Annotated in this window: 19 protein-coding genes; 9 read left to right on the top strand and 10 right to left on the bottom strand. The window is 63.9% G+C overall.

The annotated features are described in order from the left end of the window. Positions 1-80: 80 nt before the first annotated feature. Positions 81-1,679 (bottom strand): DUF2778 domain-containing protein, encoded by a 1,599-nt coding sequence (locus tag M653_RS0110530; RefSeq protein ID WP_032935198.1) that lies wholly within the window; start codon positions 1,677-1,679, stop codon positions 81-83. 527 nt (positions 1,680-2,206) lie between these two features. On the opposite strand from M653_RS0110530, the gene M653_RS0110525 reads away from it, so the two are divergent. Genes M653_RS0110525 through M653_RS0110515 form a run of 3 tightly spaced genes read left to right on the top strand, consistent with a single transcriptional unit; the run spans position 2,207 to position 6,762 of the window. Further along, positions 2,207-3,076 carry a protein-L-isoaspartate O-methyltransferase gene (locus M653_RS0110525; RefSeq protein WP_027143324.1) on the top strand — a complete coding sequence of 290 codons (870 nt, stop codon included), beginning with the start codon at positions 2,207-2,209 and terminating at the stop codon, positions 3,074-3,076. A 51-nt stretch (positions 3,077-3,127) separates the two neighbouring features. Then, the gene (locus tag M653_RS0110520) at positions 3,128-5,830 is read left to right on the top strand and encodes a hypothetical protein (protein WP_027143323.1); all 2,703 of its coding nucleotides are present in this window, start codon (positions 3,128-3,130) and stop codon (positions 5,828-5,830) included. Continuing rightward, the gene (locus tag M653_RS0110515) at positions 5,830-6,762 is read left to right on the top strand and encodes a hypothetical protein (RefSeq protein ID WP_027143322.1); all 933 of its coding nucleotides are present in this window, start codon (positions 5,830-5,832) and stop codon (positions 6,760-6,762) included. Before M653_RS0110520 ends, M653_RS0110515 begins: the two co-directional genes overlap by 1 nt. A gap of 27 nt (positions 6,763-6,789) precedes the next feature. On the opposite strand, the gene M653_RS0110510 is transcribed toward M653_RS0110515, so the two are convergent. Beyond that, complete coding sequence (locus M653_RS0110510) at positions 6,790-8,046, bottom strand: hypothetical protein (RefSeq protein ID WP_027143321.1); 1,257 nt, start codon at positions 8,044-8,046, stop codon at positions 6,790-6,792. Between the two features lie 146 nt (positions 8,047-8,192). Between M653_RS0110510 and M653_RS0110505 the strand changes: the two genes are divergently transcribed. Continuing rightward, a complete protein-coding gene (locus tag M653_RS0110505; protein ID WP_027143320.1) occupies positions 8,193-9,245 on the top strand; it encodes a CapA family protein in 1,053 nt (350 codons plus the stop codon). Positions 9,246-9,327: 82 nt separating this feature from the next. After that, the gene (locus M653_RS0110500; protein WP_027143319.1) at positions 9,328-10,296 is read left to right on the top strand and encodes a DUF3137 domain-containing protein; all 969 of its coding nucleotides are present in this window, start codon (positions 9,328-9,330) and stop codon (positions 10,294-10,296) included. Positions 10,297-10,311: 15 nt separating this feature from the next. Here M653_RS0110500 and M653_RS0110495 read toward each other — a convergent pair whose 3' ends face one another. Further along, on the bottom strand, positions 10,312-10,806 hold the full coding sequence (locus tag M653_RS0110495) for a DUF2314 domain-containing protein (RefSeq protein WP_027143318.1): 495 nt from the start codon (positions 10,804-10,806) through the stop codon (positions 10,312-10,314). Between the two features lie 436 nt (positions 10,807-11,242). Between M653_RS0110495 and M653_RS0110490 the strand changes: the two genes are divergently transcribed. The 3 genes from M653_RS0110490 to M653_RS0110480 all read left to right on the top strand — a co-directional run bounded on the left by M653_RS0110490 (position 11,243) and on the right by M653_RS0110480 (position 13,934). Continuing rightward, entirely contained in the window at positions 11,243-11,485 is a 243-nt protein-coding gene (locus M653_RS0110490) for a DUF1344 domain-containing protein (RefSeq protein WP_027143317.1), read from the top strand. A 181-nt stretch (positions 11,486-11,666) separates the two neighbouring features. Continuing rightward, complete coding sequence (locus M653_RS0110485) at positions 11,667-13,289, top strand: FAD-binding oxidoreductase (protein ID WP_027143316.1); 1,623 nt, start codon at positions 11,667-11,669, stop codon at positions 13,287-13,289. Positions 13,290-13,307: 18 nt separating this feature from the next. Then, positions 13,308-13,934 (top strand): hypothetical protein, encoded by a 627-nt coding sequence (locus M653_RS0110480; protein ID WP_027143315.1) that lies wholly within the window; start codon positions 13,308-13,310, stop codon positions 13,932-13,934. Positions 13,935-13,941: 7 nt separating this feature from the next. Here the strand turns inward: M653_RS0110480 and M653_RS0110475 are convergent, their stop codons facing one another. From M653_RS0110475 to M653_RS0110460, 4 genes are all read right to left on the bottom strand, one after another. Further along, positions 13,942-14,463, bottom strand: a complete 522-nt coding sequence (locus tag M653_RS0110475) for a hypothetical protein (RefSeq protein WP_027143314.1) — start codon at positions 14,461-14,463, stop codon at positions 13,942-13,944. A 135-nt stretch (positions 14,464-14,598) separates the two neighbouring features. Further along, the gene (locus M653_RS0110470; protein WP_027143313.1) at positions 14,599-15,597 is read right to left on the bottom strand and encodes an alpha/beta hydrolase; all 999 of its coding nucleotides are present in this window, start codon (positions 15,595-15,597) and stop codon (positions 14,599-14,601) included. A 15-nt stretch (positions 15,598-15,612) separates the two neighbouring features. Continuing rightward, on the bottom strand, positions 15,613-16,737 hold the full coding sequence (locus tag M653_RS0110465; protein WP_027143312.1) for a hypothetical protein: 1,125 nt from the start codon (positions 16,735-16,737) through the stop codon (positions 15,613-15,615). 6 nt (positions 16,738-16,743) lie between these two features. Continuing rightward, positions 16,744-17,178, bottom strand: a complete 435-nt coding sequence (locus M653_RS0110460) for a hypothetical protein (RefSeq protein ID WP_027143311.1) — start codon at positions 17,176-17,178, stop codon at positions 16,744-16,746. A gap of 748 nt (positions 17,179-17,926) precedes the next feature. On the opposite strand from M653_RS0110460, the gene M653_RS0110455 reads away from it, so the two are divergent. Then, positions 17,927-18,865 carry a diacylglycerol kinase family protein gene (locus M653_RS0110455; RefSeq protein WP_027143310.1) on the top strand — a complete coding sequence of 313 codons (939 nt, stop codon included), beginning with the start codon at positions 17,927-17,929 and terminating at the stop codon, positions 18,863-18,865. A 244-nt stretch (positions 18,866-19,109) separates the two neighbouring features. Here the strand turns inward: M653_RS0110455 and M653_RS0110450 are convergent, their stop codons facing one another. Genes M653_RS0110450 through M653_RS0110440 form a run of 3 tightly spaced genes read right to left on the bottom strand, consistent with a single transcriptional unit; the run spans position 19,110 to position 22,851 of the window. Next, positions 19,110-20,027: an NAD(P)-dependent oxidoreductase gene (locus M653_RS0110450; protein ID WP_027143309.1), complete on the bottom strand. Its 918-nt coding sequence runs from the start codon at positions 20,025-20,027 to the stop codon at positions 19,110-19,112. Further along, positions 20,024-21,238 (bottom strand): mandelate racemase/muconate lactonizing enzyme family protein, encoded by a 1,215-nt coding sequence (locus M653_RS0110445; protein ID WP_027143308.1) that lies wholly within the window; start codon positions 21,236-21,238, stop codon positions 20,024-20,026. The genes M653_RS0110450 and M653_RS0110445 overlap by 4 nt, the downstream gene beginning before the upstream one ends. After that, positions 21,235-22,851, bottom strand: a complete 1,617-nt coding sequence (locus M653_RS0110440; RefSeq protein ID WP_027143307.1) for a GMC family oxidoreductase N-terminal domain-containing protein — start codon at positions 22,849-22,851, stop codon at positions 21,235-21,237. The genes M653_RS0110445 and M653_RS0110440 overlap by 4 nt, the downstream gene beginning before the upstream one ends. Between the last annotated feature and the right edge of the window lie 128 nt (positions 22,852-22,979).

Genomic DNA, 22,979 nt, shown 5'->3' with positions numbered 1-22,979 from the left:
GCAGGCGCGCCGCCGGCTGCGGCTCCTGACAGCAGGCTGTCAGGAGTGGGCAGGTATCGCGCACTTCCTGCTCGCAGAGGTCAGGCGCCGCTTCCGTTTGACGCCACGCGCGTCGCCGATCCATTCAGGCGCGGCACCACGACGAGCCGGGTGACCTTGCCCTTCTTGAAGGCGGCGAGGAAGCGCGCATAGTCCTTGAAGGCGACGCAACCGCTCGACTGGGCGTAGCGGCCCCGAAGCAGGTAGGTATGGGCCAGCAGGCCGTCGCGATTGTATTTGTTGCGGCCATCGACCGGTGTTAGGCGCAAGGCCTCCACACCGTGAAAGCGCGACTCGCGCAGCGACAGATTGTAGGTGTTGGGCGGTGTCGGTCCGCGGTTCTTCTGGTCGGCATAGCGCGGCTGGTCCGCCATGGCGCCTTTGCCCGAATGCGCCTCGAGCCTCGAGCCGTCAGGCATGTAGACGGTGCCGGCGCTGATGTCGTAGACGGCGACGCCGTTGCCTGCACCACTGCCGCCGCGCGGGCCGCCGAACAGGTTCTTGAACGCCTGGCCGAGGCCGCCGGCGGGAACGTCCGGCTTGGCATAGGCCAGCACGTCGCCACCATCGCGGGTACGGCCTTGCCGGGCCGGCTGCCTGGCTTGCTGGACGGGCTTCGGCTGGGGCGCCGGCTTCTGCTCCAAAGTCTTGGGCTGTGCGGCCGGCTTGTCCTCTTCCACCACCCTGGGCTGCTGCGGCGCGTCATATTGCGGGCGGCGGGTCGGCAGCGGCACGTCATCGGTGAGCGCATCCGGCAGCGAGGCGGCGTCGCCGGGCTGTTGCTGCTGGGTCTCGACCGGCGCAACCGCGACGTCGGGCGAGGATTCGGTCATCGGCAGCGGCGAGGCGAAGGCTTCGTCCTCGACAGGCATCGACTCGACCAGGGCAAGCGCCAGCTGCGCGTTGTCGGGCGTTTCCGATTGGGCAAAGCCCATCGGCGCCGGCGCGGTCTGCACGACGGAACCCGTATCGGCGCGGGCGAAACGTTCCGCCGCCGGAGCCGGCATGTCGTTGGACAGGCTGGCCATGACCTGTACGGACGGCACGAGGGACGCCTCTGTGATCTGCGGGGCGGTGCTGGAAATCATGGAACGGGTGCTGGCCGTGGCCGCCGGCTTTCCCGCGCCGGCGAAGACAGCAGCGAGCTTTGTCGGCGACAGCGACGCTTCCATCAGTTCGAAGCGCTGCTGCGATTTTGATTTCGCCGGCGTTGGCTTGGCCTGCGCCACCAGGCGCCCGGATTTCTCTGCCTTGGAGGTTATCGCCGCCAGCTTGAAGCAGCTGGCGCCGCACTGTACGGCGTGGTCGTGCAGCGCTTGCGCGCCGCCATGGGCATTGGCTGTCACGAAGGGCGCCGAAGAGCTGAGGAAACGCTGTTTCAACGGATCGGCGAGAGCGAGCGTGCCCGGCATGGACAGCGTCTGCGGCAGGCCGATCGACGCCGTCGAGAGCGAGGCGCCGACGGAGCTGAGGCCGGCCATGGTGCCGATCAGCCATAGGCCGACGGCAGCGCTGACGCCCGGCACCGCGACCCAGCGGACAACCCGTTCAGGGGTGAAGGATGAGGCACGTGGCGCTTCGAAAGCGGTCTCGCCGCTCCAACGCCTGTCCCCGACAATTTTACGACTCAAGAACGCCATGCAACCAATCTTGCTCCAAGCGGCTCCCACGTCCGCGGCTGTGATAGCCGCGACGACCATTCTGTGAGTGATCCCAGGTGGTCCCCGACGCGTTTGCCGCGCCTGTCGTTAGTTGCCGATTGCTTCAAAATATGGACAAAGTTGGTTAACCAATCCCTCTCAAAACCAATGGAGAGACGTGGACTTTGTGCCGAAAAAAGGCTCGTCCACGACCATGCACGCGGTATTGCAGCCCTTCCAAGGCTGTTGTGCTGCCTGTTTTTGCCTGCTGAGTCAAGCAAAACAGCCTTCGCTAATCTTCGCAAAAGGTGGTTCGGGGCGATTCCCGCGGCAATGAGGCACGCCGACATGCGTCGGCCGCGCCGCTGCTACGCCATCGGCTGCCTGCAAATACTGTTGCCGTCCTGCCACAATTCTGCGGCCTGAAGGATCGCCTCCCGGCGGCCGATTGACTCGTTTTGGGAGGCAGTGCAATCCGTTCAAGTGCTTGGTTTTAGGTGGCAAAGGCCACTTTTGGAGGCTTTTCCATGAAGCGTCGAGACTTCTTGGCGCTGTCGGCGGGAGCTGCGGCGTTTTCCATTCTTCCGGCCGCCGTCAAGGCCGCCGTGCCGGTTGCCTATGATCGCAATGCGGAGGTGCCGTTCAAGGACAAGAAATCATTCATCGACTGGATGGTGGCCAATCGCGGCGAGGATCCGAAGTTGCTGGCGGAGCGGTTCGATCGCTTCCAGATCATGGTCTACAACAAGGACGTGCTGGACGACCGCAACAAGCGCGCCTTCCTGCTGACGCCGCGCGAGGAGTTCGTGCTGCCGCAGAATATAGGCCGCGCCTATGATCATGCCTTCCTCGACATCGGTTATGGCGTGACGATTTCAGGCCCGCATCTGGTCGGGCGCATGACGACGTCCATCGACGTGCAGTTCGGCGAAGCCGTGCTCGAGATCGGCACCGGCTCGGGCTACCAGTCGGCCTACCTCGCCAACCTCACCGACAAGGTGCACACGATCGAGATCATCAATCCTCTGGCGCAGCGCACCCGCCGCACCTATGACGGGCTGATCGAGCGCGGCTACAGCGAGTTCGGCTCGGTCACCAGCCGCAATGCCGATGGCTATTATGGCTGGGAGAGCGTCGGCCCGTTCGACAAGATCATCGTCACCTGTGGCATCGACCACATCCCGCCGTCTCTCCTGCAGCAGCTCAAGCCCAACGGCGTGATGGTCATTCCGGTCGGTCCGCCGGGCGCCCAGCATGTGCTCAAGGTGATCAAGCAGCAGCTTGCCGACGGCACGTTCAACATCGTCCGCTCGGACATCTACAACGGCAAGGTGGTGCCCTTCGTGCCCTTCACCAAGCTGGAAGGAAACCAGATCGTCGGTACGCATAACGGCTGAGTTGCCGCGCGGCGGCACCGGCCTTGCTGAATTTCGCACCAAGGGGCCTGCATGGCAGCCGTCGTACCGATCTCTCGACCAGGCATCGCCCCGCTGGAGGCGCCACGGCTTGCGCACTATCTCGCGGTCGGGCTGATCGCCGGCGCCATCATCGCCCTGCAGATCGCCGTCATGCGGGTGTTCGCCGTGGGCAGCTGGTCGCATTTCGGCTCGCTGGTGGTCAGCCTCGCCATGCTTGGTTTCTCCTTGTCCAGCGTCGTCATCTTCGCCGGCAAGGGCTGGTTCGACCGCCACTGGCAAGGCGCGGCGACAGTGGCCCTGTTGCTGATCGGCCCGCTCGCCGTCGGCTCCAACCTTGTCGCCCAGACGGTGCCGTTCAACGCCATCTTCCTGGTTTCCGATCCCCAGCAGAAATGGCGGCTGCTCGCCAATTTCCTGCTCTATCTCCTGCCGTTCCTGGCCGGCGCCTTCTTCCTCGGCATCGTCTTCCTGAAAAGCCGCACCGCCTTCGGCCGCGTCTATTTCGCCGACCTGACCGGCTCGGGGCTTGCCGGCCTCGTCGTGCTGGTGTCGCTGTATCTGTTCGCGCCTGAAACCATCATCGTCGTGCCGCTGCTTTTGTGGGCCGCCGGCTCGCTCTTGTGGTTCGTCGCGTTCGGCGCCTGGAAGAGTGTTGTCGCTGGTGCCTTGGTTGCGGCGCTGTCGATCGCCGGCTACCTCATGCTGCCTGGGCTCACAGGCATACCCGACATCGCCGTCTCGCAATACAAGGGCGTCGCCTATGCCCGCAACTTCCCCGACGGCAAGCGCATCTACCGCAGCGTCTCGCCGTTCGGCGATTTGCAGGTCTATGCCAGCTCCTACATGCATTTCGCGCCGGGCCTGAGCGACAATGCCGCTTTCGGCATGCCCGAGGTTCCGGCCAACACCTATGTCGGCATGTATCGCGACGGCGACGGGCCGGAAGGCATCATGCGCAACCTGGCGCCGGCCGAGCAGGTCTATTTCCGCTATCTGCCGATGCACTATCCCTATGTCATCAAGCAGAAGCCCAAGACATTCGTCGTGCAGTTCGGCGGCGGCATCTCCACCCAAGCGGCGCTCAATGCCGGTTCGAGATCGGTGACCGTCGCCGAAAGCAACCCAATGACGTTGCGGGCGTTTCGCGATTCCGTGCTCAGGGACGTGACCGGTAATATTCTGGCCGAGCCGCGGATCAAGGTGATCGACTATGACGGGCGCCTGTTCCTCGCCAATACGGCGGAGCGCTACGACGTCATCGACCTCAGCCTCGCCGACAGCGTCGGCCTGTCCAATCCCGGCGGCTTCGCCATTTCGGAGAAATACGCCTACACGCGTGAGGCGATGCTGAGCTACATGCACGCGCTTGCCGATGGCGGCGTGCTGTCGATCACCTTGTGGAACAAGGAAGAGCCGCCGAAATCGGTGCTCAAGCTTTATTCGACCGTCGCCGAAGCGGCGAAAATATTCGACCGCCAAGGTGCCGCCAACGACATCTTCGCCGTGTCGAGCTATCTCTCCACCACGACGGTGCTGTTCAAGCGCGGCGGCTTCACGGAAGCCGAAATCAAGACGCTGCGCGACTACACCAAATCGATGTCCTGGGAGGAGGTCTACTATCCAGGAATAGTTTATGACGGCTCAGGCGCGCAAAAGGTACTCGATGATTACCGCGCCTCGATCTTCGGCAGCGGACAGGACGCGACGCTGACCCAGCCCGCCGATGCGTCAGCGCCTGCCGACCCCACCGCGCCTGCAAATCCTGACTGCGACCCGACGGCGCCTGCCGACCCGACACTCGATGCTTGTGCGGATGCCCGTGCCGATGCCGGTCCGCAGGTGCTGCCTGCGACCGCGTTGCAGCGCATGGCCTGGCACGCGCTTTTGACCGGCGGCTGGGAAAAGCTCGCCAACGATTATGTCTTCGACGCGCGTGCGCTGAGCAACGACCAACCCTATTTCGCCGCCTATGTGAAGGTCGCCGACCTGCCGCGCACGCTCGACCGGCTCGACCTGTTCCAGGACGACTGGGGCTATCTCCTGATCTGGGCGACGCTCGGCATTGCCTGCATCGCGGCGGCGTCGCTGGTGCTGCTGCCGGTTATCTTCGGCTGGCGCGTCGTGTTCTCGCGCTCGCGCGGCAAGCTCGGCACCATCCTGTATTTCGCCTGTCTCGGTCTCGGCTACATCATGGTCGAGGTCGGGCTGATCAGCCGCTTTACCGTGGCGCTGGCCAACCCGACCGTTTCGGCCTCGGTGCTGATCTCCTCGATGCTGGTGTTCTCCGGCCTCGGCAGCCTGTTCGCCGAGCGCATCTTCGACCGCGCCAGGACGCTGCTGCCGGTTGTGCTGCTGGCCATCTGTGCGCTGCTGCTGGTCTACGGGTTCTATCTGTCGCCCGTGCTCGACCGGATCGGCGCCTATCCCTATGCCGTGCGGCTGCTGCTCTGCTTCCTGCTGGTGTCGCCGCCGGCCTTCCTGATGGGCATGCCGATGGCCACCGCGATGACCTGGCTGGCGCGGCTCGGCAAGGAGCATCTGTTCGTCTGGGCCTGGGGCATCAATGGCTGTTTCTCGGTCATCGGCTCGGCCGCCGTGCCCATCGTCGCCACCAGCTTCGGGCTCAGCGCCGTGCTGCAATGGGCAGCGATGGCCTATGTCGTTGCCATCCCGGCGTTCTTTGCCGTGCTCCTGCCATCGAAGGCGCCCGCTCTCCGGGTGGTGCCCGCCTGATGCCGGACCGGCGCGCCATCGTCGCCGGACTGCTGGCCACGGTGGCGTTTCCGGCGGCAAGCCAGGGGGCGCGCTTGCACAAGGCGATCTCGACCATCGTGCCGTTCAAGGCGTCACCGTTTCCGTACCGGGGCAAGCTGCCCGACGGCTCCGGGCCGTTTCTCGACGTCGATGCGAACGGCCGCCACGGTCACACCTCGCCGCGCGGGGGAATCTATTGGGAAGACGAGACCTATTCCGATCGCTCGACACTGCTCGCGATTTCCAAAGGGTTCGATCCCGCCAGGCCTGCTGTCATCGTGGTGTTCTTCCACGGCAATGGCGCGACCTTGCAGCGCGACGTGGTCGGGCGCCAGCGGGTCGTCGCGCAGGTCGAGGCTTCAGGCCTCAACGCCGTGCTGGTGGCGCCGCAATTTGCCCGCGACGCGCAGGATTCCAGCGCCGGCAATTTCTGGACACCAGGCTATTTTGCCAAGTTCATGGCCGAGGCGGCGCAAGGCCTGGCCAAGCTGACCGGCGCCAAGGCGGCAAAATTCGAGGTCATGCCGGTGGTGATGGTCGCCTATAGCGGCGGCTACAATCCGGCCGCTTCCGTGCTCGGGAATGGCGACATCGGCGGACGCCTGCTCGGGGTCATCCTGCTCGACGCCGTGTTCGATGAGGCCGGCATCTTCGCCGACTGGGTCGCGCATCACAGGAAGAGTTTCTTCGTCAGCGCCTATGGCAAATCATCGGCCTCCGGCAATGCCGAGATCAGGCAGGCGCTGGCGGGCCACGGTATAGATGCCAGTTCCGATCCACCGCGCCGCCTCGAAGCTGGCACTGTCGCCCTGCTTGCATCGGACGCTGCGCACGACACCTTCGTCACGCGCGCCTTTGTCGGCAATCCCCTGCAATGGCTGCTGGCCCGGCTGCACGGGTTCGCGCGCTGAGGCACCTCCATCAGCTTAGGGCGCCGCTCAGTTGAACCACAGCGCGAACGTCAAGAACCCGCCGCCGCCGAACTGGCGCTGGATCTGATCGAAATCCTCGCTGGTCAGGATCTTGCCGGTTTCGAGGTAAGGGGCGATGCCGGGGCCGGTGATCGACAGAACGAGGTCGAAGGGTTTTGGTTCGTCGAAGAAGCGCTTCATGTTGATGCCCTTGCCGGTGATGCGGAAATGCGGCAGCAGCGCCCGGCCTTCCAGGAGGTCCTCGGCCATCTTCAAGGCGGCGAGCCAGGCCTGGACCTGTTCCTCGCCGACTTCGAGGCCGGTGAGCGGGTTTTCGCCCTTCTGCTGCGGGCCCGGCAGCCATTCGCGGTCATTGTCGGTCTCGGCGCGGATCGCCTTCCAGTCCTCGCGCGACAGCCGGATCATTTCGAGCAGATCCTGACGCGCCGCCTTGCGGCGCTCCGGCTCGACCACCGGCCAGTTGATCATGTGCAGCATCGAGATGAAATCGGCGATGCGCCATTCCGAGGAGAAGATGCTCGAGCCCATCTCGCTTGGCGGCGGCACGAGGATGTCCTGCAACGGCAGCTTGGCGCGCGGAAAAAGCATGTGGAACGAGCCGTCGAACGTGCCCCTGAAATCATGCGCCAGCCAGAAATCGGCCTGCGCCATCAGGAACTCGGCATAGCCCTGCAGCCAATAGCCGTCGGCGCGATCGAAGCGGAAAGTGAGCGCCGGTGCGGCGCCGTCCGGCGCCATGCCGCCGTGCGACAGCGCGGCCATGATCGCCGCCATGCTTTCATCCGGCGCGATCGTGCCGTCCTCGTTGAGGTCGATGCCGACATGGGTGAGGTCGATGACCATGCCGATATCGGCATCGGCCGGCACCGAACCCAGTGTCGCGGCGGATTTTCCCAGCCGGTCGCGGAAGGCGACCAGTATGGCGCGAAACTGTTCGTAGGTCAGCGGCTCGGGTTTGGGATTGGGCGGCACGGGCAGCTGCATCAGTGGCAGCATGAAGGATTGCGGGCTTTCGAAACCATGGCGGTGCAGGCCGCTGGCCAGCAATTCCAGCGCCGTGAAGAACTCGCCGGCGCCGGCGGCATAGGCGGACGCCGGATCTTTCGGTGCAGCCGCTTCCAGGGTAGACAGCACGGCGTCGCGCGCGGCTACGGTTTTTGCCTCGAACAAAGCGGTTGCCGCTTCCGGCATGGCGGCCGATGCGGACGACAGTGGCACGAGCAGAATGAAAGCCGATGCCACTAGGCTTGCTATTCGTGTCATCTTTCCCTCCCATTTGTCGCCGGCGACCATACACAGATTTACGATGTCGCGCCTGTCGGTGCCGATGCGCTGTCCACATCGTTGATTGCCGACGGCTTCAACCAGCCCGCTGGACAGTCTAAACAAGGCAAACGATTGGGCATTGCGTGTCGAACTATCCGCTCTCCTATAAACTGTCCTGGCTGCCGCATTTCCTGAAACCGTCGCTCGCCGGTGACGCCACCGGGTTTGCGCCGGCAACGGGGACGCTGATGGACCGGCCACCGAGACAGACGGTGCGGCTGGCCTTCATCGGCGACATCTCGGCGGTCGCCAACCGGAGCGCGCCCGACTGCGATCCGGCGATCAAGGCCCTGCTGGGCACGGCCGACCTGATCATCGGCAATTGTGAAAGTCCTGTTGTCGACAGCCCGAGCGCGGTCCTGGGAACCAAGCTCGGTACGCATCATGCGATGAGCGAACGCTTTCTGGCCGAGGCGCTGGCGGCGGTCGGGATCGAGCGCGAAAAACTGGTGCTGTCGCTGGCCAACAATCATGTGTTCGACCAGGGCGTCGCCGGTTTCGACGCGACGGTGGCGGCGCTGAAGCGGCTCGATATCCGCACCATCGGTCTGGCCGCCAATGGTCCGGTTCGGTCGATCAAAGTCGGGCCGCTCGCTCTCGGCTTCGCCGCTTTCACGCTCTGGCGCAACGCCGATGAGAGCTTGTTTGCCGGCCGCGTCTTGATGGAAGGCGATCCGGCGCGCTGGCCTGGTGAAGCGAGCGCAGGGATCGATCTGCTTTGTGCCGTGCCGCATTGGGATTGGGAATTCCGCCATTTTCCGCGCGCCGGAACACGGGCGCTGGCGCGGCGGCTGGCCGGGCAGGGCGCAGGGCTGATCGCCGGCCATCACGCGCATGTCGTGCAGCCGGTGCAGCGGATCGGCGACGCGATCATCGCCTATGGGCTCGGCGATTTCCTCGGCACCGCTTTTGCCCGCCAGCCATGGCCGGGGCGGATCGGCGGGATTTTCGTCGTCGATGTGAGTGCTGATGCCGATACGCGCGGCAGGATCGCGGCCTACCGGCTGCATCCATTCATGCGGCGACGCGTGGGCGACCATGAGCGGCTGGTGTCGGTGGAGGAATTGGAGAGTTCGATAAGGCGAAAGGTCGAAGGGCGGCTGGGCGCAATCTTCCCTTCTCACACAAGGGGATAAGGGATCACCGCTCTATCTGGCTGGCGTCATTCCTGCAAAAGCAGCTATCATAATGGCGCAAAGCGGGCTTCGGCAGCGGGGGATGGCGATGGAAAATTTCATGCCGGGCGCGGCCGACATCGCGGCCATCAGGAAGGACATCGAGACCTACGAAACGAAAAGGGCCTCGGTGGCGCGCGGAGTCAGGTGGCGCGTGCCGTTGTTCGTTGGCCTGGTGGTCGTCTTCGTCGCGCTCATTGCCTGGCTGTTCAACAAGGTCGCCGATCCCCACGAGCAATGGTTCTCGACGCCGCATGTGTTTCTCTATGGCATCGGCTTGGTGGCTTCGAGCGTGCTCTACTTCCAGGCCATGAAACCGGCGAAGCGCCTGCAGCAATCGTTCCGCGAGACGCTGCTGCCAATCATCTTCGGCTCCATTGCGGATATGCGTTATCAGCATGGAGGGAGGCCGAACTCTTTCGACCGGCTGCCACGCGAGGCGGTCGGCGCCTTCAACAAGCAGTCGTTCGACGATGTCATTTCGGGCCGCTACGAAGAGTTTCCGTTCGAGCTTTACGAAGCAGAACTGCGAGTAGGGTCGGGCAAGGATTCATCGACAGTCTTCAAGGGTGTCATTGTCGCTTTCGAAGCGATCGAGCCGTTCCCGGGGGTATTGGTGGCGACGCGCCGGACCAATGCGGTCGTTGGCTTCTTCCGCGGCATGTTCGCCAGCAAGATGCAGGACTTGTCGTCCGGTGTGCCCGAACTCGACGCCGCCTATGAATTCCGCACCGACAACATCGAAGCGGCGCGGCCACTGGTGACTGGTCGCCTGGCGCAGGCACTGAAATGGCTGGGCGAAACCTGGCCGGACGATCCGGCCCGCGTTGCGCTGAACGGCGCAGACGGTTTCCTGCTGTTACCGCAAACGAAGAACTTCTTCGAACTGCCTGATATTTCGGTGCCGCTGGACTACCAGACCCATGTCGCGCCGATGATTTCGGATATGGGCGCCATGCTGGCGACGGCGGCCTTGGTGAGGAAGATCGGCGTGAGGGACGGTGCGATTTGACGGGCCGAAGCAGGCTCAGCAGTCGAAGCCGTATTTGCCGCGCATATAGTCCGCCTCTTCCTTGGACATTTTCTTGAACATCACACAGACGGTGAAGCTGCCGACCTGATGGCCGTCCCTGGTGTATCCCCAGTCGGAAATGTCGTCGCGCGTGAATTCGATATTCTGGCCGAGCACGACGTTGCGCACTTGCTCCGGTTCGTTCGCCAATATGCCGACGAATCCTGTTTCCGTGCGACGGAAGGGAATGACCCAGAAATGCTCGGAGACGTCGCCGTCCCGCACCTTGACCTTCAGCTTGAACCTGTCCGTGCCGGACGGAGGGGTTTCGGACAAGGCCAGGAATTCATCCAGGCCGGCGAGCGCCCGCGCGGTCGCCGCCGCCATGTCGGGATCATCAAGAGCAAACATGATCGTGCTGTCGTCACCAGGATCGGCGCTTTGCGCGCCAGCCAGGCCCGGCAAGATCGCCAGCATCAGGGATAGGGTGGTCCGGACGGCGAATCTCATGGAAGTCCCCCTCTACGACAACGCGACACCATCCCGCATTCGCTTCGAGTTTGCAACCTGAGCGCGAAATGCGTCTCTGCCGAATGGAAGCTCGAGCCGGGCGCACGATATAAAAAATGTGTACCGACGAAAAATCGAAGTCCTGTTTCGTGATGCGCCGGGCAGGGATTGCGGCGGCGGCGTGATCGCCGACGACGCCAGCCACAATCCGTCAAACGACTCTTTTCGTGCGGAGAAGAGCCTTCCATCAGGGCGGGAAAGCTATCGGCGCCGGAGGGCGTGGACGCTATTGTGTCGGAATTAAGCCGATGATTCCTTTGCGAAAATACACCCAACGTGATTTGCGGACAGTGCGTTTCCGCCCCAGTCTCGGGCCGTTCGGTGCTGCTCTCTCCCAAGCGGTGCCGGAAAACCGAAACAGCACGGAGTGCTATCCATGAAGAAGACCCTAGCAACCACCGCCGCTCTGCTCGCCTTCCTCGGCTCGGCCTATGCCGCGACCGTTCAGGGCACCATCCAGGCGGTCGATCCGACAACCAAATCGGTCACCCTCGACGACGGCAAGATCTACCAGCTGTCGCCCGATGCGTCGGTCGGGAAACTGAAGGTTGGCGCCAAGGTGGCGGTGACCGTCGACGACAAGACCGGCATGGTGACGTCGATCAAGAAGGCTTCATAGCGACTCCTGACCGGACTTTTGAGACCCTGCTCCAATCTGGCCGGTTCCTTCGGGGACCGGCCATTTTCGTTACCTTGGGCACTCACCGCCAGGCGACGACCGTGGTGAAACGCCGTTCCGGCAGCGCCGCTATGGTTTTTGCCAAAAGGCCGCGCTATTCCTTGGCTGACGGGGGATCTGCATGGCCGAGGAACAAAAGGGATTTCGCCTGTCGCGGCGGCTGCTGCTGGGGGCGGCTGTTTTCGGCGGCGCGGTGCTGTGGGGTGGTACCACCGTGGCGCGGCTGGCGCGAGGCCCGTCAGGGCCGAAGAACACCGGACGCATCGCCGATATCGACGGCATCGCGCTGCCGCTGAAGCCGATCGCCAGCCCGCCGGCCTTCGAACCGTCGCTGCCCTGGCTGGCAAAAGGCGGCGACATCAACGATGCCAGCGGCCTGTCGAGGACGCCTGTCTACGGCGTGGTCGAGGTCAGCGAGGAAGAGCACATCTCCAGGGCGCTGGCCTTCGCGCGCGCCTCCGGGCTGAAAGTGTCGCTGGCGGCGATCCGCCATTCGATGGGCGGGCATGCCTTCGACGACAATGCGCTGGTTCTCGACCTCAGAAAGTTCAACAAGGTCACGGTGGACGCCGCGGCCAAGACAATGACCTTGCAGCCGGGCGCGTGCTGGCACGACATCCAGAACATGCTGCATCCGCGCTTTGCCGTGAAGGCGATGCAGTCGACCGACATCTTTTCGGTCGGCGGCTCGCTGTCGGTGAACGCGCATGGCATGGACCACCAGGCGGGCTCTGTGGCCGGCTCGATCCGCTCGATGCAGGTGATGCTGGCCGACGGTGCGGTGACCACCTGCTCGCCAGCCGACAACAGCGAGCTGTTCCGCCATGTCGTCGGCGGCTACGGCCTGTTCGGCGTGGTGCTGGAGGCAACGCTCGATATCGTCGACAATGCCGTCTACCGCACCTCGCGCGAGATCATCAAATCCGACGAATTCCCGAAATTCTTTGCCGAGGTGCTGGAGCCGAACAAGGATATCGGCCTGTTCTACGGCCATCTGTCGACGGCGCCGGGCAATTTCCTCGAGGATATGATCGTCTACCGCTACGATAAGGTGGCGGAGCAGCCGCCCGCCGACCAGCCGGCGCTCGGCGAACCCGATGGCGTCGGCCTGAAGCGGGTGATCATGAACATGGCCAAATGGGGCAGTGCGTTCCAGGAACTGAAATGGTTCACCGAAAAGACGCTGGAGCCGAAATTCGAGAGCTGCACGGTGCCGCGTACCTCCGCGCTTGCCGAGGGCGAGGCCTGTCTCGTCACCCGCAACAACCCGATGCACGATTCGGTCCCGTATCTGTTCAACGACCTCATGAGCGAGACCGACATACTGCACGAATATTTTATTCCTCGCGCCGCCTATGTCGAATTCATCGCGGAAGCGCGCGAGATCCTGCGCAACCAGGATCTGCCGGTGCTCAACGCCTCGGTGCGCATCGTCCACAAGGAGAACGTGGCGCTGACCTATGCGCCGGAGCCGGCCTATTCGCTGGTGCTCTATATCAACCAGCCCGCCGATGCCGATGGCAATACCAGGATGCGCGCGCTGACGCGGGCCCTTATCGACGTAACGATCAAGCATGGCGGGCGATTCTTCCTGCCCTACCAGCTGCACTATACGGCCAAGGAGCTGCTGGCGTCCTATCCCGAGCTGCCGGCTTTCCTGGCGGCAAAGCGCCACTATGACCCGACGGAACTGTTTTCCTCGACCTTCTACCGTGCCATCAAGGCGCTGAGCGGGACGGCTTAGCAGTCAGAGGAGAATTCCATGCAGATGGGATCAGCGGCGGCGGTGCTCGCCTTCGTCGCACTTTGCCCCGGACCGGCCAGCGCTGAAGACCTGAAAGCCTTCAGGCTGACGATCGACGGCAAGGCGGTTGATATCGATGCCGGCGAGAGCGCCCATGTGACGTTGCCGGACGGCAAGCAGGTCGAAGTGAAGCTCGACAAGAACGATTTCGCGACCTTTTCCGGCGACAGTTTTTCCTTCAACCATCCGAGCGGCATTTCGGTGACCAAGACCGATCTCGGCGAGAACATCACGCAATATCTGATGGCCTCGGCGCTGGGCACGATCGTCGTGGTGCAGGAATACGGCAAGATGAACCCGGTGTCGCTGAACCAGCTGATGCTGCAGGAGATGACGAAGGAATCGGTCAAGGCGGGTGCCAGGCTGACGCAGCAGCCGACGACGCGCAAGCTCGCGGACGGCAAGGAATTGACCGGCATCACCGCCGAGGTGAAGACCCGCACCGACACCGCTTATTTCGAGATCGTCGGCTACGGTCTAGCCGACCAGGGACTGCTGTTCATCACGCGCGTCGCGGGCGAGGACGCGGCGACCGAGAAGCCGCTGATCGACAAGTTCTGGCAGAGCCTGAAGCTGAAGATGTAGGCGAGGCCTACAGCTTGCCCGGCACCAGGCCGGCCAGCCAGTTCACGGAGCGCTTTGCCGCGTCGGCGGTTGCCGAGACGGCGCGGCCGAGATCGGTCTTGACCACGGCGTAGCCATTCTTCGTGCGATAGAGCACGCCGGTGCCGCCATCGACCACCTGTTCATAGGCGACGGGCCGGGCAGCGGCCGCGTCCAGGGCCGTCGTGGGCGATCCGACCGGGACGCTCGGCCGATGGCTGAGCTCCGGCGGCAGCGGGCTTTCCGTTCTGACGATCCGGCTGGCGGGCTTCAGTTCCGGGCCCGACGCGATCGCGGCCAGGTGCGATGAGGACGCCGAACCTTTCGGGCGGCAGATGCCGGACACCAGCGGATAGTTGAAATTGCGCTCGTGCAGGATCTGGCTTTTCATCGCGGCTTCGCAATCGGCGATGGTCGACCACTTGGCCGGCGTCTCGCCGATATATTCGCACAGCTTGGCGTCGCAGTCGCAGCCGACGATGGTCATGGCGACAAGGGCGGTCTTGATCACGGTCTCGTCCCTTCGAGATGCCCCCCGGCAGCCCAGTCAGGCGCATGTCGCGTTCCAGGCGACATGCATTCTCCATTGCGCGCGAACAAGGCGGGATTTTGGCTTCGACCGTGGAATGTGCGTGGCGGCGCGTGCCTACCCGGTGCCCGGCAAGGTCCGTTTGAGGAAATTGGCGATCAGCCGCACCACGTCGTGCGGGCGCTCGACCTGCGGGATGTGATTGACGCCGTCGAGGACGGTCAGTTCGGCGTGTGGAAACAGCGAGGCGATCTCTTCGCCCTGGGCCAGCGGCGTGGTCGAATCCTCTCGCCCCCAGATGACGAGAACCGGCGGCGTGAAGGCGCGATAATTCGCCTTGTTGGCGGCAAGCGATTTCCGCTCGTCATTGTCGAGGCCGCTGAACAGCCAATGACCAACGGCATTGGTGGTGCCCCTGACGTTCAGCGGGCGCGTGTAGATGGCGATGCGCTCTGCCGTGACGAGATCGTCGTTCTCGATGAAGCGGCGCAAGCCGAACTCGGTCATGAGCGGATTGGTGAAGGTCGAGGCAGTCAGGAGCTGGCGTGGCCAGTCCCTTTTCAGGAGGGATGCGAACGGCGGGGCTGAAGCCTCGGTCTGGCCGAGGCCAATCGCCACGTCGAGCAGGATCAGCGCATCGATGCGATCCGGGGCCGAGAAGGCGGCTTCGATCACGCCGCCACCACCATAAGAGTGGACGGCGACGCTGAAATGCCGAAGGCCGAGCGCGTCGGCAAAGCCAAGGACACGCCTGGCGTGAGCGGCGCGCGAATAGTCCTGGTCGGCCGGTCTTTCCGAATAACCGAAGGGCGGCATGTCGACGGCGATCACGCGGAAGCCCTGTTCACCCAGGGGCGCCGCGATATCGCGGTAGGTCCCGGCCCACGACGCCGTGCCGTGGAACAGAAGCAGCGGCAGCCCGTCCGGTGGTCCCCAGACCTGGTAGTGCATCTTCAGCCCGTCGACCGTCGCGAACAATGCTCCCGCCGGAGCCGCTTCCCGCGGCGACAGGGTCTCGCGAAAAGCCGCCGCGCCGCGAAAGCCGACGAGCGCAACAATGACCAACACCACCAGCGTGAGCGCGAGCCAGCCGACAATCCGGATCAGTCGACGCATGGCAGGACTGTCGCTTCAATAGTCGTAGACGTGTTCGAGCCTGGCGCCGGCCTTCATCAGCGACGGCAGTACCAGGTGCAGCTTGCGCACGGCCACGACCATGCCGGTGCGGCGCGTCGAGGGATCCGCCGGGAGCGGATAGCTGAACAGGATGCGCATACCTTCGGGGACGGCGATCGAATCGGTTGACAGCACCGTGACCATGATCTCGTCATTGCCACCGATCTCGACAAAGGAGACACCCTTGTCGATCAGCCGCGGGATCATGTCGGTGAAGACCTGATAGCGCTTGGTGACGAAGATGGTGCCGTCCGGGCCCAGGTCCCTTTCCAGCAAGGTGTCGGGCTCGTCGCGGGTGGCCTCGCCGACCGGTCCCTTTGCCCAGACATGGACATCGAGGAAGGCCGGGTCGGAAGTCGCGGCAAGCGCCTTCTTGATGAGGTCGGCATAGCCTTGCTTGATGGTGTCGGCGAGGCCGAAGGCGAGCTTGCGTTCGCTGGTGCGAATGGAACTGTCACCAGGCGCCGGCTGCACGGCGAACAGCCCGGCGCGCTTTTGCGCATAAGGAAACTGGTACCACGGCACCTGGTCGAGAAAGCCTGCATAATCCGCCGCCACCTTGGCCTGGTAGATGTCGGCGGCGGTGCGCTTGGCCGAGGCCGCCTCGGTGATGCGGCCGACCGTGTTTTCGTAGGCCCATTGCAGGATATGCTCGATCGAGTGGCTGGTGCCGATGATGACCAGCATCTGGTGGTTGGCATAGTTGAACTTGTAGGGGGAACTGGCGCGCATCACCGTCGCGTAATCCTGCCAGAAGCGGCCGACATAGGACCAATAGGGAAAGCCGCTCGGCTGGTCCTTGGCGACGAACCCGGCGTATTCGCGCGCGGCGTAGACGATCGCCCATTCCGGATAGGTGAGGAAGGTCGATTCCTCCGGCCGCTGGTAGCCCGGGATCTCGGCGCGCACCTTGTCGGCCAGCGCCTTGGGTGGCGCGCCGTCGGCAATGCCGGGCAGCGGCGTCCTGTCGAGCGACGGCGTCATCAGGAAGCCATAGGCGAGCCCAGCGATCGGGATCAGGACAACGATGACGATCAGCCAGACGATCGCCTTGATGATGCGCTTTATCAAGCGGACCATGGCCGGTCAGGCCGTGGCGAAGTGGTCGTATATGCGCTTCGACAGCCAGAAGCCGATATAGACGGCGATGCCGCCGATGACGATATGCGGCAGATTGGCGAAGAAGCGGGTGGGGAATTCAATGTCGTTGAGGGAGCGGAAGCCGTTGATGAAGATGCCGGCATCGAGGCAGCCGGAGCCGGTGATCAGCCCGAGCACGCCGTCGAACAGATAGACCGAGCCGAACAGCTTGAAATAGAACACCGCCTGGCGATGCGAGATGAAGGCGGCGGCCAGCGCCCAGACGCCGGAAAAGGCATGCAGCAGGTCGTCGTACCATTGCAGCGAGAACAGGCCGAACAGGTTGCCGTCGGCATCGTTGAAGGCTGGAATGTAGCCGATGGCCACGACCGCGAAGAACAGGAATGCATAGGCGACGGCAAGCTTCTGGATCAATGTCATGAAGTATCCCCCTTCAATTGACGTCGAACGTTAGCTGATTTTGTTTCCGGTTGCAGCCCCAACCGGAAACACCGCAACAATTGTGTGGGAGAGCCAAAAGACAGTCGGCGCCGGGATTTCTCCCAGCGCCTCCCTGTCAGATCAGGACACGGTCGCGGCAGCAACTTCCGTAAAGTCGTCGCGCCATGCCGGCCTTGATTTTGACGGTCCTGCCAGAAGCCGCCCGAGGGCGACGTCCGTTCCAGACCACGCCGGTCTTGGCCCTTGCGGGCTTTGCCCTGCGTGCCATCGAAGGTTTTGCCGTCCTTCATGGCAGCATCGGTCCGCCGTCGGCGTTGGCACGCTCTCCGCGGCCCCGTAGGTCTCGGCTTCCGTCCCTCGAACAGGCAAGCCTGCTCTCGCTTCGGGCCGTACGGGCCTCAGGAAATCCGCCTTTCACTTCGCCTTTCGGCTTGATGATCGGTAGCCGCCTGAGATGGGTTGAACTTACGCGGGGTAAGGGGTTTGGGGAATGGCCGCGCCCCTGTGGATAGCGGGATTATCGGGGACCGATGCCAGAAGCCAAGGAAATTCAGGCGCGAACGCCTTAGACAGCCTGCCCCGCTTTTCGGCGAACGAAGCGACGGTGCCTCTTGCTCTGCCGACAGGCGCGGGGTTCAATGCCGCAAAGGATCGGGGCCGGCAAAGGATCGGGGCCGGCAAAGGATCGGGCGCGGCATGTCCGGCGCCTTCCCGGGGAGGATGCGTAGTGAAGGTCGGGGTGGTGCTCAATCCGATTGCCGGTGGCGGCCGGCTGAAACGGCATTGGCCCAATGTCGCCGCCGCGCTGAAAAAGCACTTCGGCGATTTCGAACTGCGCGAGACACAGGCCGAGGGCGACGCCGAACGGCTGGCGCTCGATCTCGCGGCAAACGGCTTCGACCTGGTGATCGCGGCCGGCGGCGACGGAACTGCCAGCGAAGTGGCCGACGGCCTGCTGCAGGCCCGCGAGGAGGGCGGCAGGACAACCGAACTCGGCCTGCTGCCTTGCGGCGCCGGCATCGATTTCGCGCGCGGCCTCGGCCTGCCGAAGGAGATCGACGCAACGCTAAAACGGATCGCCGACGCCAAGGCAAGGGCGGTCGATGCCGGCCGCATCTGCTATGTCGACGATCATGGCGCGCTGGCCAGCCGGCACTTCATCAACATCGCCAGCCTCGGCCTGTCGGGCGCCACCGACCGCGCCGTCAATGCCGACAAACGCAAGGGCAGGATGTCGGCCAAGGCGCTGTTCCTGTGGCGCACCGTGGTCGAGTTCATCCGATACCGCTTCCAGGACGTGCGGATCACCGTCGATGACGGCGATCCGGTCGAGGCGCGCATGGCGCTGGTGGCGGTGGCCAACGGCAAATTCTTCGGCGGCGGCATGATGATCGCGCCCGATGCGGAACTGACCGACGGACAGTTCGACATCGTCATCCTGCGCGCGGCCGGCAAGCTGAAGCTGATCTGGGATATCAGGCTGCTCTATGGCGGCAGGCACCGGAACCATCCCGCCATCACCATCCTGCGCGGCAGGAAAGTGGTGGTAGAACCGCTCGGCGATGTGGAAAAGAATGGCGCGCTGGTCGATATCGACGGCGAGTCGCCGGGGCGCATACCGGCGACCTTCGAGATCCTGCCTGGCGCGTTGATGCTGAGATATTGAAGCGAGGCGTTGCCGAGAGCGCCCGCGGCGGAACAGCCCCGTTGCAACGCCTTGATGTTACGGCATGGTCAAGCCCGAGGATGACGAAGGGGAGGGTGTTTCCGCCAATCGCCGTGGTATGCAATCCGATCGAAACTCTCGCTCGGGAAACCAGTCAAGATGTTGCACCTCTGATTCAAGTTGTTGCGGCTATGATGCTAGATTCTTGTCCAACGCATTGATTTCATTTGCTGGCTCATGTTGCTCAAACCTCCAGCTTGGCCGGAAAACCGGGCGCACGAAGGTCGGTGCCGACAGCATCTTCCAGCAGCTTGACGATCTGGGTCGACCAGGCGTCGCCGCCATAGGCCGCCTTGCCTTGCTGAAAAATCGCGTTGACGCGCGATGCCAGATCGAGCGGCACGCCGGATTGTTCGGCCATGGCGAGCGCGAAGCCAAGGTCCTTCAATGCCAGGTCCATGGTGAAGCCGATGTCGTAGGAGCCGTTCAGCACCAACTGGCTTTCGGTTTCGTGGACGAAGCTGTTGCCGGAGGAGGCCACGATGGCGTGGTAGCTCTGCGCGAGATCGAGGCCACCCTGCTTGGCCAGCATCAGCGCCTCGCCGGCGGCGACGAGATGGATGAAGGCCAGCATGTTGGTGATCACCTTGATCACCGCCGCCGAGCCGATCGGGCCCATCAGGAACGACTTCGCGCACATCGCTTCGATCGTCGGGCGGTGGCGCTTGTAGAGGGCCGCATCGCCGCCGACCAGCGCGGTGATTTTGCCGACCGCCGCCAGATGCACGCCGCCGGTGACCGGGCATTCCAGCGTCTCGATCCCCTTGGCCGAGGCGAGGGCGGCAAGCCGCAAAATCTCGTCACGACCGTTGGTCGACATTTCGATCCAGGTGCCGCCCTTGGGCAGACCTTCCAGCAACCCGCCTGGGCCGGCCAGCACCGCCTCGCTGACTTTCGGCGAGGGCAGGCACGTGATGGCATTGCCGGCGCGGGCGGCGCCTTCGGCCGGGCTGTTGGCGGCCGTGGCGCCAAGCGCGACGAGGCGCTCGACGGCGGCGGGATCGCGGTCGACAACGGTGACGGCAAAGCCGTTGCGGATCAGGCTGGCGGCAAGGTTGCCGCCGAGATGGCCAAGGCCGATGAAGGCGTAGCTTTCGCTCACGGCATCAACGGCGTCTGCATCATCTGCAGATGCAGGTCCTTGCCGGTATAGGGATGGGCATCGCAGACCGCCTCGTTGAGCTCAACGCCGAGCCCCGGCTCCTTCGATGGGATGACATTGCCGTCCTGCCATTCGATCTTCTTCTTCAAGAGCGTGGCGTGGAAACCGTCCCACTGTTTCAGTGATTCCAGGATGAGGAAGTTGGGCAGCGTCACCGCGAGCTGGATGTTGGCGGCACCGACGATCGGCCCGCAATAGCAATGCGGCGCGACCTGGATGTGGTAGGCCTCGGCCATGGCGGCGATCTTCTTGGTCTCCAGAATGCCGCCGGAGCGGCCGAGGTCCGGCTGCAGGATGGTGGCGGCGCGGTTCTCGATGACTCGGGCGAATTCGGATTTCGTCGTCAGCCGCTCACCGGTGGCGATCGGGATCGAAGTCGCACGTGCCACCTGCGCCATCACTTCGGGCATGTCCGGCGGCACCGGCTCCTCGAACCACAGGGGATCATAGGGTTCGATGGCGCGCGCCATGCGCAGCGCGCCCGATGCGGTGAACTGGCCGTGCGTGCCGAAGAGGATGTCGGCGCGGGTGCCAACCGCCTCGCGGATCGCCTTGATCATGCGGGTCGAGACATCGATGTCGATGAGGCGCGGCTGGTGGCCGTCGAAGGCGGTGTAGGGGCCGGCCGGGTCGAGCTTGACGGCGTTGAAACCCTGCTCGACATATTCGAGCGCGCAGGCCGCGGCCATCTCCGGATCGTTGTAGACGTTCCTGCCGTCCGGCGCGTCCTCGGAATGCACGCTGCCGGTGTGCGGGTAGAGGTAGGTGTAGGAGCGCAGCGTCTCGTGCACCTGGCCGCCGAGCAGCTTATAGACCGGCTTGTTGGCCTCCTTGCCGACAATGTCCCAGCAGGCCATTTCGAGTGCGGAAAAACAGCCCATGCCGGAAACGTCGGGGCGCTGGGTGAAGCCGGAGGAATAGGCGCGGCGGAAGAAATTCTCGATGTCGTGCGGATCGCGGCCGACGAGATAGCGCTCGGCCATGTCCTCGATCATCTTCGCCGTGATGTGGGCGGAGAAGGTGGCGTTGTAGGCTTCGCCATAGCCGACCACGCCGCCATCGGTGGTCAGCTTGACGAAGATGAAATACTTGCCGCCGATGCCGGGCGGCGGGTTGCCGACAACCCATGTCTTGGCATCGGTGATCTTCATGTGTGGTCCTCCAGAACCAGTTCGGCGCCCTTCCACCCGGTCATGACCGAAGCGGCGTTGGTGTTGCCCGTGATGTTGTCGGGGAAGATCGAGGCGTCGATGACGCGCAAGCCTTCGAGCCCGTGCACCTTGAGGCGCGGATCGACGACGGAACGCGAGGGGTCGAGTCCCATGCGGCAGGTCGAAACCGGATGATAGACGGTGCCGGAGCGCTTCCTGAAATCGGTGATCAGGTCGGCGTCGGATTGGATCGACGGGCCGGGCAGCACCTCTTCGGCGATGATCTCGGCCATGGCGGGCATCGAGGCGATCTTGCGCACGAACTTCACCGCCGCCAGCATCTCGTCGACATCGGCATTGGTCGAATAGGCGTTGGCGACGATCTTGGGATAATCCAGCGGATTGCTGGATCGGATCATGATCTCGCCGCGGCTCGACGGACGGCAGTTGGACAGGCCGATGGAGAAGCCCGGCCACGGATCCGGCGTCAGGATCGGCCGCTCGCCGTTCTTCGGGATGAGCGTCGAGAAGGCCTGGAAATAGAGCTGCATGTTGGGTCGGGAAAACGCCGGGTCGGTGCGGAAGAAACCGCCGCCATGGTTCATTGACAGCGACAGCGGGCCGGAGCGGGTCAAGATGTACTGCATGCCGACCAGAAGCTTGCCCCACCAGGGGCGCAGGATCTGGTTCAGCGTCGGCAGCCTGCCCTTGAAGGTGTAGTTGATGCCGACATGATCCTGCAGATTGGCGCCGACATTCTCGTTGGCATGCACCACCGGGATGCCCAAATCCCTGAGCAATGCCGCGGGGCCGACGCCTGAGAGCTGCATGAGTTGTGGCGAGTTGATCGAGCCTGCGGACAGGATGATTTCACGGCCCGCGCGGGCCGTCTTGGTCTCGCCGTTCCGCAGATATTCGACGCCGACGGCGCGCTTGCCTTCGAACAGGATGCGGCTTGCCAGCGCATTGGTCTCAACGCGGACATTGCCGCGCTTCATCGCCGGGCGCAGGAAGGCGCGGGCGGCCGACATGCGGCGGCCGTTTTTGGTCGAGATCTGGTAGATGCCGACGCCTTCCTGGGCGGCGCCGTTGAAGTCGGGATTGAGCGGCAGTCCGGCCTGCTGGCCGGCGGCGAGATAGCGCTTGGTCAACGGGTGGACGGCGCTGGCTGTATCGCTGATGTGCAGCGGGCCGCCGGTGCCGCGCCATCGGTCGGCGCCGGCCTCGTTGTCCTCGAGCGCCTTGAAGGCCGGCAACAGATCGTCATAGCCCCAGCCGGGATTGCCGAGGGAGCGCCAGTCGTCGAAATCCTCGCGCGCGCCGCGGATCCAGACCATGGCGTTGATCGAACTCGAGCCGCCAAGCAGCTTGCCGCGCGGCCAGTGGTCGACATTGCCGCCGAGGCCGGGATCAGGCTCGGTCTTGTAGTTCCAATTGACGGTGGGATCGAAGAAGGTCTTGCCGTAGCCGAGCGGCATCTGCACGTAAAAGCGGCGGTCGCTGCCGCCGGCTTCCAGCACCAGGACCGAGAAGCGGCCCGAGGCCGACAGTTTGTCCGCCAGCACCGAGCCAGCCGAGCCGGAGCCGACAATGATGAAATCGTAGGTCTGCATGGTGGACGTCGGTGGCTCCTGAATGTGGCACCAGCCTAGGCGCGGCGGGTCCGCCAAGTCGCCGGGCCTTCCGGCATCGGTTGTGAAAAAAGCGACTGGTATATCCGGCCGGGTCGCCGGGAATACCG

Source organism: Mesorhizobium sp. WSM3626, from assembly GCF_000513935.1.
GTDB lineage: Bacteria > Pseudomonadota > Alphaproteobacteria > Rhizobiales > Rhizobiaceae > Mesorhizobium > Mesorhizobium salmacidum.
This window is presented reverse-complemented; position numbering and strand designations above follow the sequence as displayed.

Bases quoted from the DNA above. Each gene is read 5' to 3' on its own strand.
- M653_RS0110440 (WP_027143307.1), bottom strand. From the start codon at position 22,851: ATGCAGACCTACGATTTCATCATTGTCGGCTCCGGCTCGGCTGGCTCG.
- M653_RS0110460 (WP_027143311.1), bottom strand. From the start codon at position 17,178: ATGACATTGATCCAGAAGCTTGCCGTCGCCTATGCATTCCTGTTCTTC.
- M653_RS0110445 (WP_027143308.1), bottom strand. From the start codon at position 21,238: ATGAAGATCACCGATGCCAAGACATGGGTTGTCGGCAACCCGCCGCCC.
- M653_RS0110470 (WP_027143313.1), bottom strand. From the start codon at position 15,597: ATGCGTCGACTGATCCGGATTGTCGGCTGGCTCGCGCTCACGCTGGTG.
- M653_RS0110465 (WP_027143312.1), bottom strand. From the start codon at position 16,737: ATGGTCCGCTTGATAAAGCGCATCATCAAGGCGATCGTCTGGCTGATC.
- M653_RS0110500 (WP_027143319.1), top strand. From the start codon at position 9,328: ATGGCGATGGAAAATTTCATGCCGGGCGCGGCCGACATCGCGGCCATC.
- M653_RS0110485 (WP_027143316.1), top strand. From the start codon at position 11,667: ATGGCCGAGGAACAAAAGGGATTTCGCCTGTCGCGGCGGCTGCTGCTG.
- M653_RS0110530 (WP_032935198.1), bottom strand. From the start codon at position 1,679: ATGGCGTTCTTGAGTCGTAAAATTGTCGGGGACAGGCGTTGGAGCGGC.
- M653_RS0110490 (WP_027143317.1), top strand. From the start codon at position 11,243: ATGAAGAAGACCCTAGCAACCACCGCCGCTCTGCTCGCCTTCCTCGGC.
- M653_RS0110520 (WP_027143323.1), top strand. From the start codon at position 3,128: ATGGCAGCCGTCGTACCGATCTCTCGACCAGGCATCGCCCCGCTGGAG.
- M653_RS0110510 (WP_027143321.1), bottom strand. From the start codon at position 8,046: ATGACACGAATAGCAAGCCTAGTGGCATCGGCTTTCATTCTGCTCGTG.
- M653_RS0110495 (WP_027143318.1), bottom strand. From the start codon at position 10,806: ATGAGATTCGCCGTCCGGACCACCCTATCCCTGATGCTGGCGATCTTG.
- M653_RS0110515 (WP_027143322.1), top strand. From the start codon at position 5,830: ATGCCGGACCGGCGCGCCATCGTCGCCGGACTGCTGGCCACGGTGGCG.
- M653_RS0110480 (WP_027143315.1), top strand. From the start codon at position 13,308: ATGCAGATGGGATCAGCGGCGGCGGTGCTCGCCTTCGTCGCACTTTGC.
- M653_RS0110525 (WP_027143324.1), top strand. From the start codon at position 2,207: ATGAAGCGTCGAGACTTCTTGGCGCTGTCGGCGGGAGCTGCGGCGTTT.